Below are 12170 nucleotides of genomic sequence, written 5' to 3' on the forward strand. Positions count from 1 at the left end.
TCATGTTAACCATTGGAAAAGCATCATTTACCTCAAGGTTGTTGCTGGGAACAGGGAAATTTTCGGATCTGGATATCCAATCCCAGGCTGTAGAGGCTGCTGAGACAGAAATATTAACGTTCGCTGTGCGCAGACTGAATTTGGAGGAACGGGATAAGCAACATTTTCTTGATACGCTAGATTTGAGCCGGTATACACTTCTTCCCAACACAGCAGGAGCAACAACAGCAGAAGAGGCAATCCGTATTGCCAAGTTGGCAAAAGCCTCTGGCTTGTGCGACATGATTAAGGTGGAAGTCATTGGGGATAGCAAAACGCTGTTGCCTGACCCTTTTGAAACGTTGAAGGCTAGTGAAAAACTGCTAGAGGAAGGCTTTGTCGTACTGCCCTACATATCGGATGATGTGATACTAGCAAAGAGGCTGCAAGAGCTTGGAGTACATGCCATTATGCCTGGTGCCTCACCGATTGGTACAGGACATGGTTTGCTCAATCCGTTTTCATTAGAGTTAATTATTGAGCAAGCAGAAGTTCCGGTTATCGTCGATGCAGGTATTCGCTCACCTGGTGACGCAGCAATGGCGATGCAGTTGGGAGCAGATGGTGTTCTCCTAAATACAGCTGTGTCGGGAGCGAAGAACCCTGTGAAAATGGCTGAGGCCATGAAGCTGGCTGTGCGTGCAGGCAGATATGGTTTTGAGGCAGGGATGATACCTGTAAAACGATATGCTTCAGCGAGCAGCCCAACAGAAGGCATGGTTCAAGGATGAGGATATCTGAAAAATCCGGTGCTGGAACACCACAAATTGATCGTTATTCCAGACAGGAAAGGTTTGCACCCTTTGGGCCTGCAGGCCAACGCCGGCTTGCTTCTTCTCACGTACTAATCATAGGTGTTGGAGCGCTGGGTACAGGCATTGCAGAAACGCTAGTTCGTGGAGGCGTAGGTACGGTAAGTCTCGTAGACCGGGATTATGTGGAATGGAGCAATTTGCAGCGCCAGCAGCTTTTTCAGGAAAGTGATGCAGCGCAAAGGTGTCCCAAAGCAATAGCGGCCCAGCGAAGATTAAAGGTTATTAATTCGCAAACAGTCATCCATGCACATGTTTTGGATGTTGGGGTAGAAGAGCTGGAAGAGTTGATCCAGGGGGTGGATCTCATGATGGATGCAACCGATAACTTCGATACTCGGCTTCTTATGAACGACATGGCTCTCAAGCATCATATTCCTTGGATTTATGGAGGATGTGTGGGTAGCTACGGTGTAACTTACACTTTTTTACCGGGTCAAACACCTTGTCTACACTGTCTGATGGGAACTGTACCGTTTGGAGGAGAAACATGTGATACAGCCGGCATTATTCCGCAGGCAGTACAAATGGTCACCGCTAATCAGACTACAGAAGCTTTCAAACTTCTTGGTGGATATCCCGAGGACTTGAGAGGAAAATTGCTTTCGTTTGATTTGTGGAAAAATGAATATGTAGCAATAGCAGTGGATCGTCTCAAAAAGTCGAATTGTCCTTCTTGCGGTAGCCAACCGACGTATCCCTATTTATCGACCTCTCATCGGCAGAAAACAGATGTTTTGTGCGGTAGGGATACCGTTCAAATAAGACCTGCCAACCGGATATATCTGAATCTCGCAGAGATAGCAGATAGATTTGCAGCATTAGGCGAGGGAAACGTAGAGTGGAATTCGTATCTGGTTTCCTTTAGTGTGGGAGAGCATCGCTTGGTGGTTTTTGCAGATGGCAGAGCGCTGATCCATGGGACAAAGGACGTGGCCAAAGCAAGAAGTCTATATCATCGTTATTTGGGCTAAAAACCATAAACCTTAAAGCAGAAAGCCATTCTTCAGAGAATGATTTTCTGCTTTTTTGTTACACTAATACAAATATGTTTAATGGCTTATAACAAACTTGTTCGTATCCAATATGTAATGCGATGTCCAAACCAGGTGGGTGAAAAAGATGAGCCCGTTAATTGTACTTGTGGATGAAAATGAAGCGCCCGCTGTATTCGTTCGTCCATTGGAGCAGGCAGGTTATCAGGTGGTTCATGTTCGTAATACGTCGGATGTACGCTCTTATATAGCTCAGCATCCTGTGAGTTTGCTACTCCTAAACATTAAAGATGAACAGGCGGGCACTCAAGGCTTGATTCGCATTTTGCAGCAGAACCATCCTCATGTCCCGATACTTGCAATGATTTCATCAGATGAAGAGGCACATATGGTTTCCTGCTTTGAACAAGGAGCTCATGATGTAATGGTAGTGCCCTTTTATCCTAGAGTTCTTCAGGCTAGAGTGGCTAATTTATTACGAATTTTTGGTGTTGAACGTGATGTGAAAAGGGCAATCGAAGCGGGGGATATACATATAGACACTGCAAGCAGAATGGTGAGCAGAGGGGAGCGAAAACTGGAATTAACTCCGAAAGAATTCGATCTTTTGCTACATCTGGCAATACATCTTAACCAAGTTTGCAGCAGGCAGCAAATTTTAAAAGATGTTTGGAAACATGATTATATCGCTGATACGAACGTAGTAGATGTGTACATCAGGCATTTAAGGGTTAAAGTAGATAGAGGACAAAAGTTTAAAATGATTCGAACGGAAAGAGGTATTGGGTATTCACTCAGAACGCCAACCGAAGCAAAATAGCATAAGTTATATAAAAAAGCCGGAACTTTTCGTCCCGGCTTACCTATTTCAAATGAGTGTTACATTACAGCACGCGACGTGCTTTAATGTATGTTCTTTTCCAGTTGCCAGAGTTCAAATCAGAGATGGTCACCCCAGGTCCGCCGTAAGTGTGTAAAATTTTACCCCCGCCCATATATACTGCTACGTGAGTAATGTTACGTCCTGTGGCACGGCTACCGCTTGAAAAGAACACTAAGTCCCCTTTTTTCAAATTGGCCTTGGATACGGCATGTCCGACTTTAGATTGTTGAACGGAAGTACGCGGCAAATCGACTCCGTATTTCTTGAATATGTGCTTCATGAAAGAAGAACAGTCAAAATTGCGTGTGGTGCTTGTGGAAGCTCCAAACTTATAAGGAGTACCCATATATTTTTTGCCGTAGTTAATTACTTTTTGACCTACGGTAGTAGTAGCAGTAGCAGCTTGTGCTGTATTTGTTCCCTCAATGGCAAAAGTACCAAAGCCGATCGTGGCAGCGACTCCTGCGATAATTACCTTTTTTATGATTTTATGCATATTCATGTTGTAAATACCTCCAAAAATTGATTTGTGCAATAATTTGCTGAGTTGCTAACTAACTGACAGCGTTGAGTATAACAGTTTTGAAGCCACCTAATAGTTGGAAAACTACTCTCAAATGCTTGAGGGACAAGGCTTACGTCGTAATTATTAAAAAACGATTAAAAATTACAATTTGTAAAAAATAAAATGATTCTAGAACCTGTGAAAACGGAAAAACCCTTGTTAATCAAGGGTTTTGAGTAGGTGAACAACTTTCGAAATAGTTACAACAATGTCATAATTAATCCTTGCTTTGAATAACGAGTAGTAGACCGCTTTTAATAGAAATTGTACCTTTTGCAGCCGTTAGCTTATTGCTAACACCACGTGATTGTCCCATTTTAAGGGTTGCATTATGAAGTGGATACATAAATCCTTCCAGTTGTATACCTGTTACTTCGGCGGTCATTGGAATCAGCGATGCATATGTATAGCCCATAGGCTGGATCTCGAGCGTTGATCCGGTCAGCTCGATATAATTATGTGCGTCCATGATAGCGCAACTAATATGATGCTGCATAGCCCGTACTAATATTTGAACATTGGCTAATGTGTGGTCCATCCGAGTACCAGTCACACCGAGCATGAGTACATGATCTGCTTGTTCGTCCATAGCGATTTCTAAAGCGAGTTCTGTATCTGTTAGGTCCTTAAGTACTGGATCACACGCAAGCATACGTTGGCTTGCTGATTTCACCCTTTCTTGTTCCTCCGAAGTAATCGAATCAAAATCTCCTACAGAGACATGAGGCGTAATACCGTGTTCTATCAGGAAAAGGGCACCTTTATCTGCACCTATAATAAAATCATCGGGTTGTATTTGTTGTAAATCTTCTTCATTAAGACGACCGCCTGAAAATACAATGGCTCGTTTTTTCGTCATATCCAACATCCTTTCTTTCTGTATACGGTCCCATATATACGATCATTTTAAGTATACCGCGATAAATATGGCTTGCACAATTTTGGAGGACCTGGCTACAATGGAACAGAAAAAAGAAGTGTGACGTGAATAGGAAGGGGAACGAAATGATTAACGTGTTGTTTGTGTGTTTGGGCAATATTTGCCGCTCTCCCATGGGGGAGGCAATACTGAGACATAAAGCAAAGGAACGGGGATTAGATGCAGAAATCCGGGTGGACTCGGCTGGAACAGGCGACTGGCACATTGGAAATCCTCCACATGAGGGAACGCTAAAGCAGCTTAAACTGCACGGAATCAGCGAACAAGGCATACAGGCACGACAAATAACGGATCGTGATTTTGACGCGTTTGATTATATTGTGTGCATGGATGACTCTAATGAACGAAATATGCGTAAACTTGCAGGTGGAGCAGATGCTGATATTCTAAAGTTCATGGATTTGCTTCCCCAAGAAAAGTTAAGAGAAGTACCCGACCCATATTTTACCGGAAATTTTGAAGAGACCTATCGATTATTGGACGCGGGATGCGAGGCCTTGCTGGACAAGATCATAGAAGAAAAGCTATAATGTGAACGACAGATGACGGCAATCATTGCCGTTTTTCGTTATACATTTTTGAAAGCGTAACCAAATTATAAAAAGAGGAAGGAGCCTTATGACCTCATAGGTTAATGCTCCATTCCTCATCATGCTGGGATGTTTTTTACTCAGGCACGATCCAAAAAATACATTAGCGCGTCAGGCAACTCGTTTTGCCAAAAGCCCCATAAATGTTTGCCATCCTTTTCACGGTAAGAAACTTCGGCGTTCCGCTCGCGCAGTAAATCTGCGCATTGACGGTTCAGCTCTACAAAGTTGTAAATGCCGGTATCACTCTCAAAAGCATCTTCCTGAAGGCCAACTGTCATCCAAACATTTAGATGCGACAGTTCTTTCTCACGGGCAATAATTTCTTGCGAAGCTTCATAGTAGGCACCTGAGAGGCTGATAATACGATTAAACAGCTCAGGATACAATAGCGCCAAATGCAAAGACACACTGCCTCCCAGTGAATCTCCAGCAAGAATGCGGGAAGCTGCATCTTTTCTTATAGGATACTTTTGTTCCACATAGGGAATAATCTCTTCTGCAAAACAGGCAGTATATGCCTCAAAACGATTGCCGAAGGGAGCGTACTCCTGAGTTCTGATTTTGGTGTTCACTTCTACACCTACAATAATGAAGGGTTCCACGCCTTCATCCAGTATGAGACGGTTGGCGTGTGTTGCAATGCGTCCAAAGTTGAAGAATTCCTCTCCATCCTGACAGTAGACGACCGGGTAGCTCAATATTTCATTATAGCCGGGCGGCAAATAAATCCGAAGAATTCGGGTTTCGCCAAGTAAGCGGCTGTCTACTTCGTCTTTAAGGATAGTTCGTTTTAAATACCGAGAATCCGTCATTTTTCGTCACCTTTCTTGGGTATTATTTTGCATTAAGGATCACAATAAGTTAAGATTACCCTGATTGCAATAGATGCTTAAAATTTCAATCATGTACTAAGCTGTTATAGTAAAAAACACACCCTGTTACATACACAAAAATGTGGCAAACTCAAAAAAAATAACTAAATCTTTGACGCGAGCGATATAACAGGTGTATAATAATCCTATAACAGCGGAACTTGATATTCAAATTTTTTTGTTGAGGTGAAGAAAATGAGCAAGGTTCCTTATGAAGTTTACACAGAGGAAGTTGAGGCTCTGTCCGTGCTTTCTCCGGATGGTGAAATTATCAATAAAGATAAATTGCCTAAACTTACAGATGATCAATTGAAAGAAATTATGTATCGTATGGTATTTACACGTACTTGGGATGACCGTGCTGTTAACTTGGGCCGTCAAGGACGTCTCGGCTTCTACGCTCCGGTATCCGGACAAGAAGCAACAATGGTTGGTAGTGAATTTGCGCTCCAAAAAGAAGACTTTATTGCACCAGGCTACCGAGATATTCCGCAACTCGTTTGGCATGGCCTGCCATTATATCAAGCTTTCTTGTATTCCCGTGGTCATCAACACGGTGGTCAAATTCCGGACGGCGTTAACGTATTGATGCCGCAAATTATCATTGGTGCGCAAATTCTGCACGCTATGGGTATTGCAATGGGCTACAAACTGAAAAAACAAAAACAAGTCGTCATTACATATACAGGCGACGGCGGTTCTTCCGAAGGTGATTTCTACGAAGGTCTGAACTATGCTGGTGTGTACAAGTTGCCAGTTATTTTCTTTGTGCAAAATAATGGTTACGCGATCACAACGCCATTCTCAAAACAAACAGCTGCTCTTTCGATCGCTCATAAAGCAGTAGCTGCTGGTATTAAAGGTGTTAAAATTGACGGTATGGACGTGCTTGCAGTTATTAAAGCCGTTCAAGAAGCTGCAGAGCGTGGACGTAATGGCGAAGGCGCAACATTGATTGAAGCCGTTACTTACCGTTTCCGTCCGCATTCCCTTTCTGATGATGCGACGAAATATCGTTCTAAAGAAGAAGAAGGCGAATGGAATGCGAAAGATCCAATTGCCCGCTTTGCGAAATATCTTGAGAAAAAAGGTCTTTGGACTGAAGAAGATACAGCTCGCGTAAAAGAAGAAGCTAAGGCAAAAGTGAACGAAGAGATCAAAAAAGCCGAGAAAACAGAAAAAATGACAATTCCTGGCCTAATCGATAGCATGTTCGAAACTACGCCTAAGCATTTGGAAGAACAAAAAGCTGATTTTAAATAATTGAACTTGAAAGAGACCGGGCGGCAACCCGATCCGGTCTGCTTTTCGATTGACCTGAACTGAAATTGATCTGTCAATGTTTAAGGAGGAAATGAAGCAAATGGCACAAATGAACATGAAAGAAGCGATTCGTGACGCACTGCGCGTAGAGTTGAAACGCGACCCTAACGTCCTGCTTTTCGGTGAAGACGTAGGTCATGTAGGTGGCGTATTCCGCGCTACAGAAGGTTTGCAAAAAGAATTTGGCGAAGAACGTGTATTCGATACTCCGCTGGCGGAATCCGCAATCGGGGGTCTTGCTGTCGGTCTGGGTATCCAAGGGTTCCGCCCTGTAGCTGAAATCCAGTTCGTAGGCTTTATCTTTGAAGCGCTCGATCAAATGGCAATTCAAGCATCCCGTATGCGTTACCGTTCCGGTGGACGTTACAATTCTCCAATCGTATTCCGTACACCTTTCGGTGGCGGTGTTAAGGCAGCTGAGCTGCACACAGACTCCTTGGAAGGTCTTTTGACTCAAACACCAGGTATTAAGGTTGTTGTTCCTTCCAACCCTTACGATGCAAAAGGTCTTATGATCGCGTCTATTCGCGATAACGATCCAGTATTTTTCATGGAGCATTTGAACCTGTACCATGCATTCCGTGCTGAAGTTCCTGAGAATGATTACACTGTTGAACTGGGCAAGGCTAATGTAGTTCGTGAAGGTTCTGATGTAACGATTATTACTTACGGTATGATGGTACACACTTCAGTTAAGGCTGCTGAAGAACTGGAAAAAACTAAAGGTATTAAAGTGGAAATCATTGATTTACGTACAATCAGTCCGATTGACATTGATACCATTGTTGCTTCTGTTCAAAAAACCAATCGTGCCATCGTTGTTCAAGAAGCGCAAAAGAGTGCCGGTGTTGCTGCTGAAGTTATTGCACAAATTAACGAAAAAGCAATCCTGCATCTGGAAGCACCAGTTCTGCGTGTAGCAGGTCCGGATACCGTTTATCCATTCGCTCAAATTGAAGATACTTGGTTGCCAACGCCAACACGTATCATTGATGCGGTTAATAAAGTAATGGAATTTTAATTAAAGCACACCGTAAATTTGGGAGGTTTTAAACGTGGCAAAATTTGAATATAAATTCCCGGAGCTGGGTGAAGGTCTTCACGAAGGCGAAATCATCAAGATGCACATCAAGCCCGGCGACAAAGTAACTGATGATGATATCATCATGGAAGTACAAAACGACAAGGCTGTAGTTGAAGTTCCATGTCCGGTTAATGGTACGGTTCAAGAAGTATTTGCCAAAGACGGAGACATCTTTAACGTAGGTCAAGTTGTAGCTGTCATCGACGCAGAAGGTGAACTTCCTGAACAAGAAGATGCACCGGAAGCACCAGCTGCTAGCCCTGAGCCAGTTGCTGCTGCACAAGGCGGAGCTGCAGGTGCAGCTAGATTTGAATATAAATTCCCAGAGCTGGGTGAAGGTCTGCACGAAGGTGAAATCATCAAGATGCACATCAAACCCGGCGATAAAGTAACTGATGATGATATCATCATGGAAGTACAAAACGACAAGGCTGTAGTTGAAGTTCCATGTCCGGTTAATGGTACGGTTCAAGAAGTGTTTGCCAAAGACGGAGACATCTTTAACGTAGGTCAAGTTGTGGCTGTCATCGCTGCTGAGGGTGAACTTCCTGAGCAAGAAGAAGCACCAGCTGCTGTTAAACAAGAAGAGGATGCTGCAAAAGGTGGAGCGAATACTCAACCAGGTGCAACACCTGCTGCTTCGAACAAAGACGTGCTGGCTACACCTAGCGTCCGCAAATTTGCACGTGAGCAAGGTGTTAACATCGCTCAAGTGAGTGGCTCCGGCAAAAACGGTAAAATCACTAAAGAAGATGTAGAAGCTTTCAAAAATGGCGGAGGCCAAGCGGCTGCACCAGCAGCGAAAGAAGCTGCAAAAGCGCAAGAGCCAGCTAAAAAAGAAGCGAAAGCTGCAGCACCATCCGCACCAGCTGCAGATCCGCGTGCTGAGGAAGAACGCGTACCATTCAAAGGTATCCGTAAAGCAATTTCCAATGCTATGGTTAAGTCAGCTTACACAGCTCCACACGTTACAATTATGGATGAAGTGGATGTAACCGAGCTGGTTGCTTTCCGTACTCGTATCAAACCAATTGCAGAGAAGAAAGGCACAAAAGTAACTTACCTGCCGTTCATCGTAAAAGCTTTGGTTGCTGCTTCCCGTCAATTCCCGGCTCTGAATGCCTCGATCGACGAAGAAGCTAACGAAATTGTCTACAAAAAATACTACAACATCGGTATCGCTACTGACACAGACAACGGCTTGATCGTTCCTGTTATCAAAGATGCTGATCGTAAGAGTATCTGGATGATTGCTGATTCCATTCGTGATCTGGCTGTACGCGGTCGTGATGGTAAATTGGCTGCCAATGAGATGAGAGGAAGCACGATTTCCATCACGAACATTGGTTCCGCAGGCGGTATGTTCTTTACTCCAATCATCAACTTCCCTGAAGTTGCAATTTTGGGTACTGGCCGCATCAGTGAAAAAGCAGTCGTGAAAAACGGTGAAATTGTTGCCGCTCCAGTAATGGCTCTTTCCCTGAGCTTTGACCACCGTATTATTGACGGTGCAACTGCTCAAAACTTCATGAACTATATCAAACAGCTGCTCGCTAACCCTGAGCTGCTTGTAATGGAGGTGTAATCAATGGTAGTAGGAGACGCTTCTCTGGATATTGACACATTGGTTATCGGTGCGGGTCCTGGCGGCTATGTAGCTGCCATCCGTGCCGCACAATTGGGACAAAGTGTATTGATCGTTGACAAATCTGAGCTGGGCGGTGTCTGTCTGAACCGTGGATGTATTCCATCCAAAGCTTTAATCTCTGCAGCTCATCAATACGAAGCAGCTAAACATGGCGAAACTTTCGGTATTACGGCTGAAAATGTAAAAGTAGATTTTGCTAAAACGCAAGAATTCAAAAACGGTGTTGTTAAGAAAATGACTGGCGGCGTAAGCGGCTTGCTCAAAGGCAACAAAGTCGAAGTTTTCAACGGTGAGTGCATGTTCATCAACGAAAACGAAGCGCGTGTATTCAACGAACATGAATCACCACGTTACCGTTTTAAAAATGCGATTATCGCAACAGGCTCCCGTCCTATCGAATTGAAGCCATTCCCATTTGGCGGACGCATTCTGTCTTCTACTGAAGCATTGAACCTGCCTGAAATTCCGAAAAGCCTGATCGTTATCGGTGGCGGATACATTGGTGCAGAGCTTGGACAAATGTATTCCAAATTCGGTTCCAAAGTAACGATCATTGAAGGTATGGATACTGTTCTTCCTGGCTTCGATAAAGATATGACTTCCATCGTTTCGAAAAGCATGAAGAAAACAGGTATCGAAATCTTCACTGGCGCTAAAGCGGAAAGTGCGGAACAAACTGATAAAGATGTAACAGTGAAATTCTCTGTTAACGGTGAAAGCAAAGAAGTAACTGCTGAGTACCTGCTTGTAACTGTTGGACGTCGTCCAAATACAGACGGTGAACTGGGTCTGGATTTGATCGGTGTAGAACTGGATGACCGCGGAATGGTGAAAGTTGACCACCAAGGACGCACAAGCATTCCTCACATCTTCGCAATCGGTGATATTGTTCCTGGTCTTGCTCTGGCTCACAAAGCTTCTTACGAAGGTAAAGTAGCTGCTGAAGTAATTGCCGGCCAACCATCTGTTGTAGACTACAAATGTATTCCGGCTGTTGTGTTCACAGATCCAGAATGCTCTAGCGTAGGCTACACAGAGACACAAGCTAAAGAAAAAGGTTACAATGTCAAAGTTGGTAAGTTCTCTTACGGAGCAAACGGTCGTGCTGTTTCCCTGAACGCTGCTGAAGGCTTTGTGAAAATCGTAGCTGACGCAGATACAGGTCTGGTACTGGGTACGCAAATCGTAGGTCTGGAAGCTTCCAACCTGATTGCTGAGCTGGGTCTGGCGATTGAAATGGGTGCTACACTTGAAGATATCTCCCTGACTATCCATGCTCACCCTACACTGGGCGAACTTGTGATGGAAGCAGCAGAAGTCGTAATGGGTCATCCGATCCACGCATTGGCGCCACGTCGCTAATTCCATTTCATTATCTTGTTTTTGGATTCATACATGAAAAAAGAGGCAAGGAGCGCTATATGTGCGCTCTTTGTCTCTTTTTTTCAAACTTTAAGATTATTGGACTATCATGAAAATTCACACAGTACATGGTCAAAAAAGTACCCTACATGATAAACTAAATATAGATTAATGGTGTAGATCGAGAGTTTTCAAAATTAAAAATGGACGATGCTGTTTTTTTATTCATGCTCAAAGGAGAGAAACAACGTGCGCAACTACTTGGAATTGCTGGAGGATATTTTAGAGAACGGGGTAAAAAAAGAGGATCGGACAGGAACGGGAACATTATCTGTTTTCGGAAGGCAACTTCGTTTTGATCTGGCCAAGGGCTTCCCGTTAGTGACCACTAAAAGAGTACATTTGAAATCCGTTATACATGAGCTGTTATGGTTTTTGCGAGGTGATACCAATATTGCTTATCTCAAGGAGAACGGAGTTAGCATTTGGGATGAATGGGCAGATGAACAGGGGAATCTGGGACCTGTATATGGATCGCAATGGCGCGCATGGGAAACAACGGACGGACAACATATTGATCAAATTGCGAATGTCATTGAAGCTATCAAAAACAATCCGGATTCACGTCGACATATCGTCAGTGCTTGGAATGTGGCTGAAATTGAATCGATGAAGTTGCCGCCATGTCATTTTGTATTTCAATTCTACGTAGCTGGAGGAAAGCTATCCTGTATGCTGACGATGCGTTCAGTGGATACCTTCCTTGGACTGCCGTTCAACATCGCTAGTTATGCATTGCTGACGCATATGGTTGCACAGCAGTGTGGTTTGGAGCCTGGAGAGTTTATTTGGTCAGGTGGCGATGTGCATATTTATTCAAACCATATACAACAAGTGCATACGCAGTTGGAGCGTGATCCTTATCCCTTGCCACAGTTGAAAATTCTGCGCAAGCCTAAATCCATTTTTGATTACACTTACGAGGATTTTGTTTTTGAGAATTACGAGCATCATCCAGGGATTAAGGCGCCTGTCGCCATCTGATTAGAGGAGG

At 43.8% G+C, this 12170-nt stretch carries 12 protein-coding genes; 9 read left to right on the forward strand and 3 right to left on the reverse strand.

What is annotated here, in order from left to right; genetic code table 11:
- The first annotated feature begins 2 nt into the window (after positions 1–2).
- The 3 genes from G9G57_RS20240 to G9G57_RS20250 all read left to right on the forward strand — a co-directional run bounded on the left by G9G57_RS20240 (position 3) and on the right by G9G57_RS20250 (position 2666).
- Positions 3–770 carry a thiazole synthase gene (locus tag G9G57_RS20240; RefSeq protein WP_102997998.1) on the forward strand — a complete coding sequence of 256 codons (768 nt, stop codon included), beginning with the start codon at positions 3–5 and terminating at the stop codon, positions 768–770.
- Positions 767–1825: a ThiF family adenylyltransferase gene (locus tag G9G57_RS20245; RefSeq protein ID WP_102997999.1), complete on the forward strand. Its 1059-nt coding sequence runs from the start codon at positions 767–769 to the stop codon at positions 1823–1825. The genes G9G57_RS20240 and G9G57_RS20245 overlap by 4 nt, the downstream gene beginning before the upstream one ends.
- Before the next feature lie 148 nt (positions 1826–1973).
- Complete coding sequence (locus G9G57_RS20250; protein ID WP_016821915.1) at positions 1974–2666, forward strand: response regulator transcription factor; 693 nt, start codon at positions 1974–1976, stop codon at positions 2664–2666.
- 64 nt (positions 2667–2730) lie between these two features.
- On the opposite strand, the gene G9G57_RS20255 is transcribed toward G9G57_RS20250, so the two are convergent.
- Together G9G57_RS20255 and G9G57_RS20260 are read right to left on the reverse strand one after the other, a co-directional pair.
- Positions 2731–3231: a C40 family peptidase gene (locus tag G9G57_RS20255; protein WP_013371461.1), complete on the reverse strand. Its 501-nt coding sequence runs from the start codon at positions 3229–3231 to the stop codon at positions 2731–2733.
- Positions 3232–3511: 280 nt separating this feature from the next.
- Positions 3512–4153, reverse strand: coding sequence for a thiamine diphosphokinase (locus tag G9G57_RS20260; protein ID WP_019687409.1), 642 nt, complete (start codon positions 4151–4153; stop codon positions 3512–3514).
- Positions 4154–4299: 146 nt separating this feature from the next.
- Between G9G57_RS20260 and G9G57_RS20265 the strand changes: the two genes are divergently transcribed.
- Positions 4300–4764 (forward strand): low molecular weight protein-tyrosine-phosphatase, encoded by a 465-nt coding sequence (locus tag G9G57_RS20265; protein ID WP_013371459.1) that lies wholly within the window; start codon positions 4300–4302, stop codon positions 4762–4764.
- A 140-nt stretch (positions 4765–4904) separates the two neighbouring features.
- Here the strand turns inward: G9G57_RS20265 and G9G57_RS20270 are convergent, their stop codons facing one another.
- Positions 4905–5639: an alpha/beta hydrolase gene (locus G9G57_RS20270; protein WP_016821912.1), complete on the reverse strand. Its 735-nt coding sequence runs from the start codon at positions 5637–5639 to the stop codon at positions 4905–4907.
- A gap of 255 nt (positions 5640–5894) precedes the next feature.
- Here G9G57_RS20270 and pdhA point away from each other — a divergent pair, with 255 nt between their 5' ends.
- From pdhA to thyA, 5 genes are all read left to right on the forward strand, one after another.
- Complete coding sequence (gene pdhA / locus G9G57_RS20275; protein WP_013371457.1) at positions 5895–6962, forward strand: pyruvate dehydrogenase (acetyl-transferring) E1 component subunit alpha; 1068 nt, start codon at positions 5895–5897, stop codon at positions 6960–6962.
- Positions 6963–7062: 100 nt separating this feature from the next.
- Positions 7063–8043: an alpha-ketoacid dehydrogenase subunit beta gene (locus tag G9G57_RS20280; protein ID WP_017427718.1), complete on the forward strand. Its 981-nt coding sequence runs from the start codon at positions 7063–7065 to the stop codon at positions 8041–8043.
- A gap of 34 nt (positions 8044–8077) precedes the next feature.
- Positions 8078–9691: a 2-oxo acid dehydrogenase subunit E2 gene (locus G9G57_RS20285; RefSeq protein WP_164965478.1), complete on the forward strand. Its 1614-nt coding sequence runs from the start codon at positions 8078–8080 to the stop codon at positions 9689–9691.
- Positions 9692–9694: 3 nt separating this feature from the next.
- Complete coding sequence (gene lpdA, locus G9G57_RS20290; protein WP_016820706.1) at positions 9695–11116, forward strand: dihydrolipoyl dehydrogenase; 1422 nt, start codon at positions 9695–9697, stop codon at positions 11114–11116.
- A gap of 249 nt (positions 11117–11365) precedes the next feature.
- Positions 11366–12160, forward strand: a complete 795-nt coding sequence (gene thyA, locus G9G57_RS20295; RefSeq protein ID WP_044786073.1) for a thymidylate synthase — start codon at positions 11366–11368, stop codon at positions 12158–12160.
- Positions 12161–12170: the final 10 nt, after the last annotated feature.

The sequence above is a fragment of the Paenibacillus sp. EKM211P genome (assembly GCF_011066175.1).
GTDB lineage: Bacteria > Bacillota > Bacilli > Paenibacillales > Paenibacillaceae > Paenibacillus > Paenibacillus polymyxa.

Coding starts and splice junctions, on each gene's coding strand:
- G9G57_RS20240 (WP_102997998.1), top strand. CDS start 3: ATGTTAACCATTGGAAAAGCATCATTTACCTCAAGGTTGTTGCTGGGA.
- G9G57_RS20250 (WP_016821915.1), top strand. CDS start 1,974: ATGAGCCCGTTAATTGTACTTGTGGATGAAAATGAAGCGCCCGCTGTA.
- pdhA (WP_013371457.1), top strand. CDS start 5,895: ATGAGCAAGGTTCCTTATGAAGTTTACACAGAGGAAGTTGAGGCTCTG.
- G9G57_RS20265 (WP_013371459.1), top strand. CDS start 4,300: ATGATTAACGTGTTGTTTGTGTGTTTGGGCAATATTTGCCGCTCTCCC.
- G9G57_RS20280 (WP_017427718.1), top strand. CDS start 7,063: ATGGCACAAATGAACATGAAAGAAGCGATTCGTGACGCACTGCGCGTA.
- lpdA (WP_016820706.1), top strand. CDS start 9,695: ATGGTAGTAGGAGACGCTTCTCTGGATATTGACACATTGGTTATCGGT.
- G9G57_RS20270 (WP_016821912.1), bottom strand. CDS start 5,639: ATGACGGATTCTCGGTATTTAAAACGAACTATCCTTAAAGACGAAGTA.
- G9G57_RS20245 (WP_102997999.1), top strand. CDS start 767: ATGAGGATATCTGAAAAATCCGGTGCTGGAACACCACAAATTGATCGT.
- G9G57_RS20260 (WP_019687409.1), bottom strand. CDS start 4,153: ATGACGAAAAAACGAGCCATTGTATTTTCAGGCGGTCGTCTTAATGAA.
- G9G57_RS20255 (WP_013371461.1), bottom strand. CDS start 3,231: ATGAATATGCATAAAATCATAAAAAAGGTAATTATCGCAGGAGTCGCT.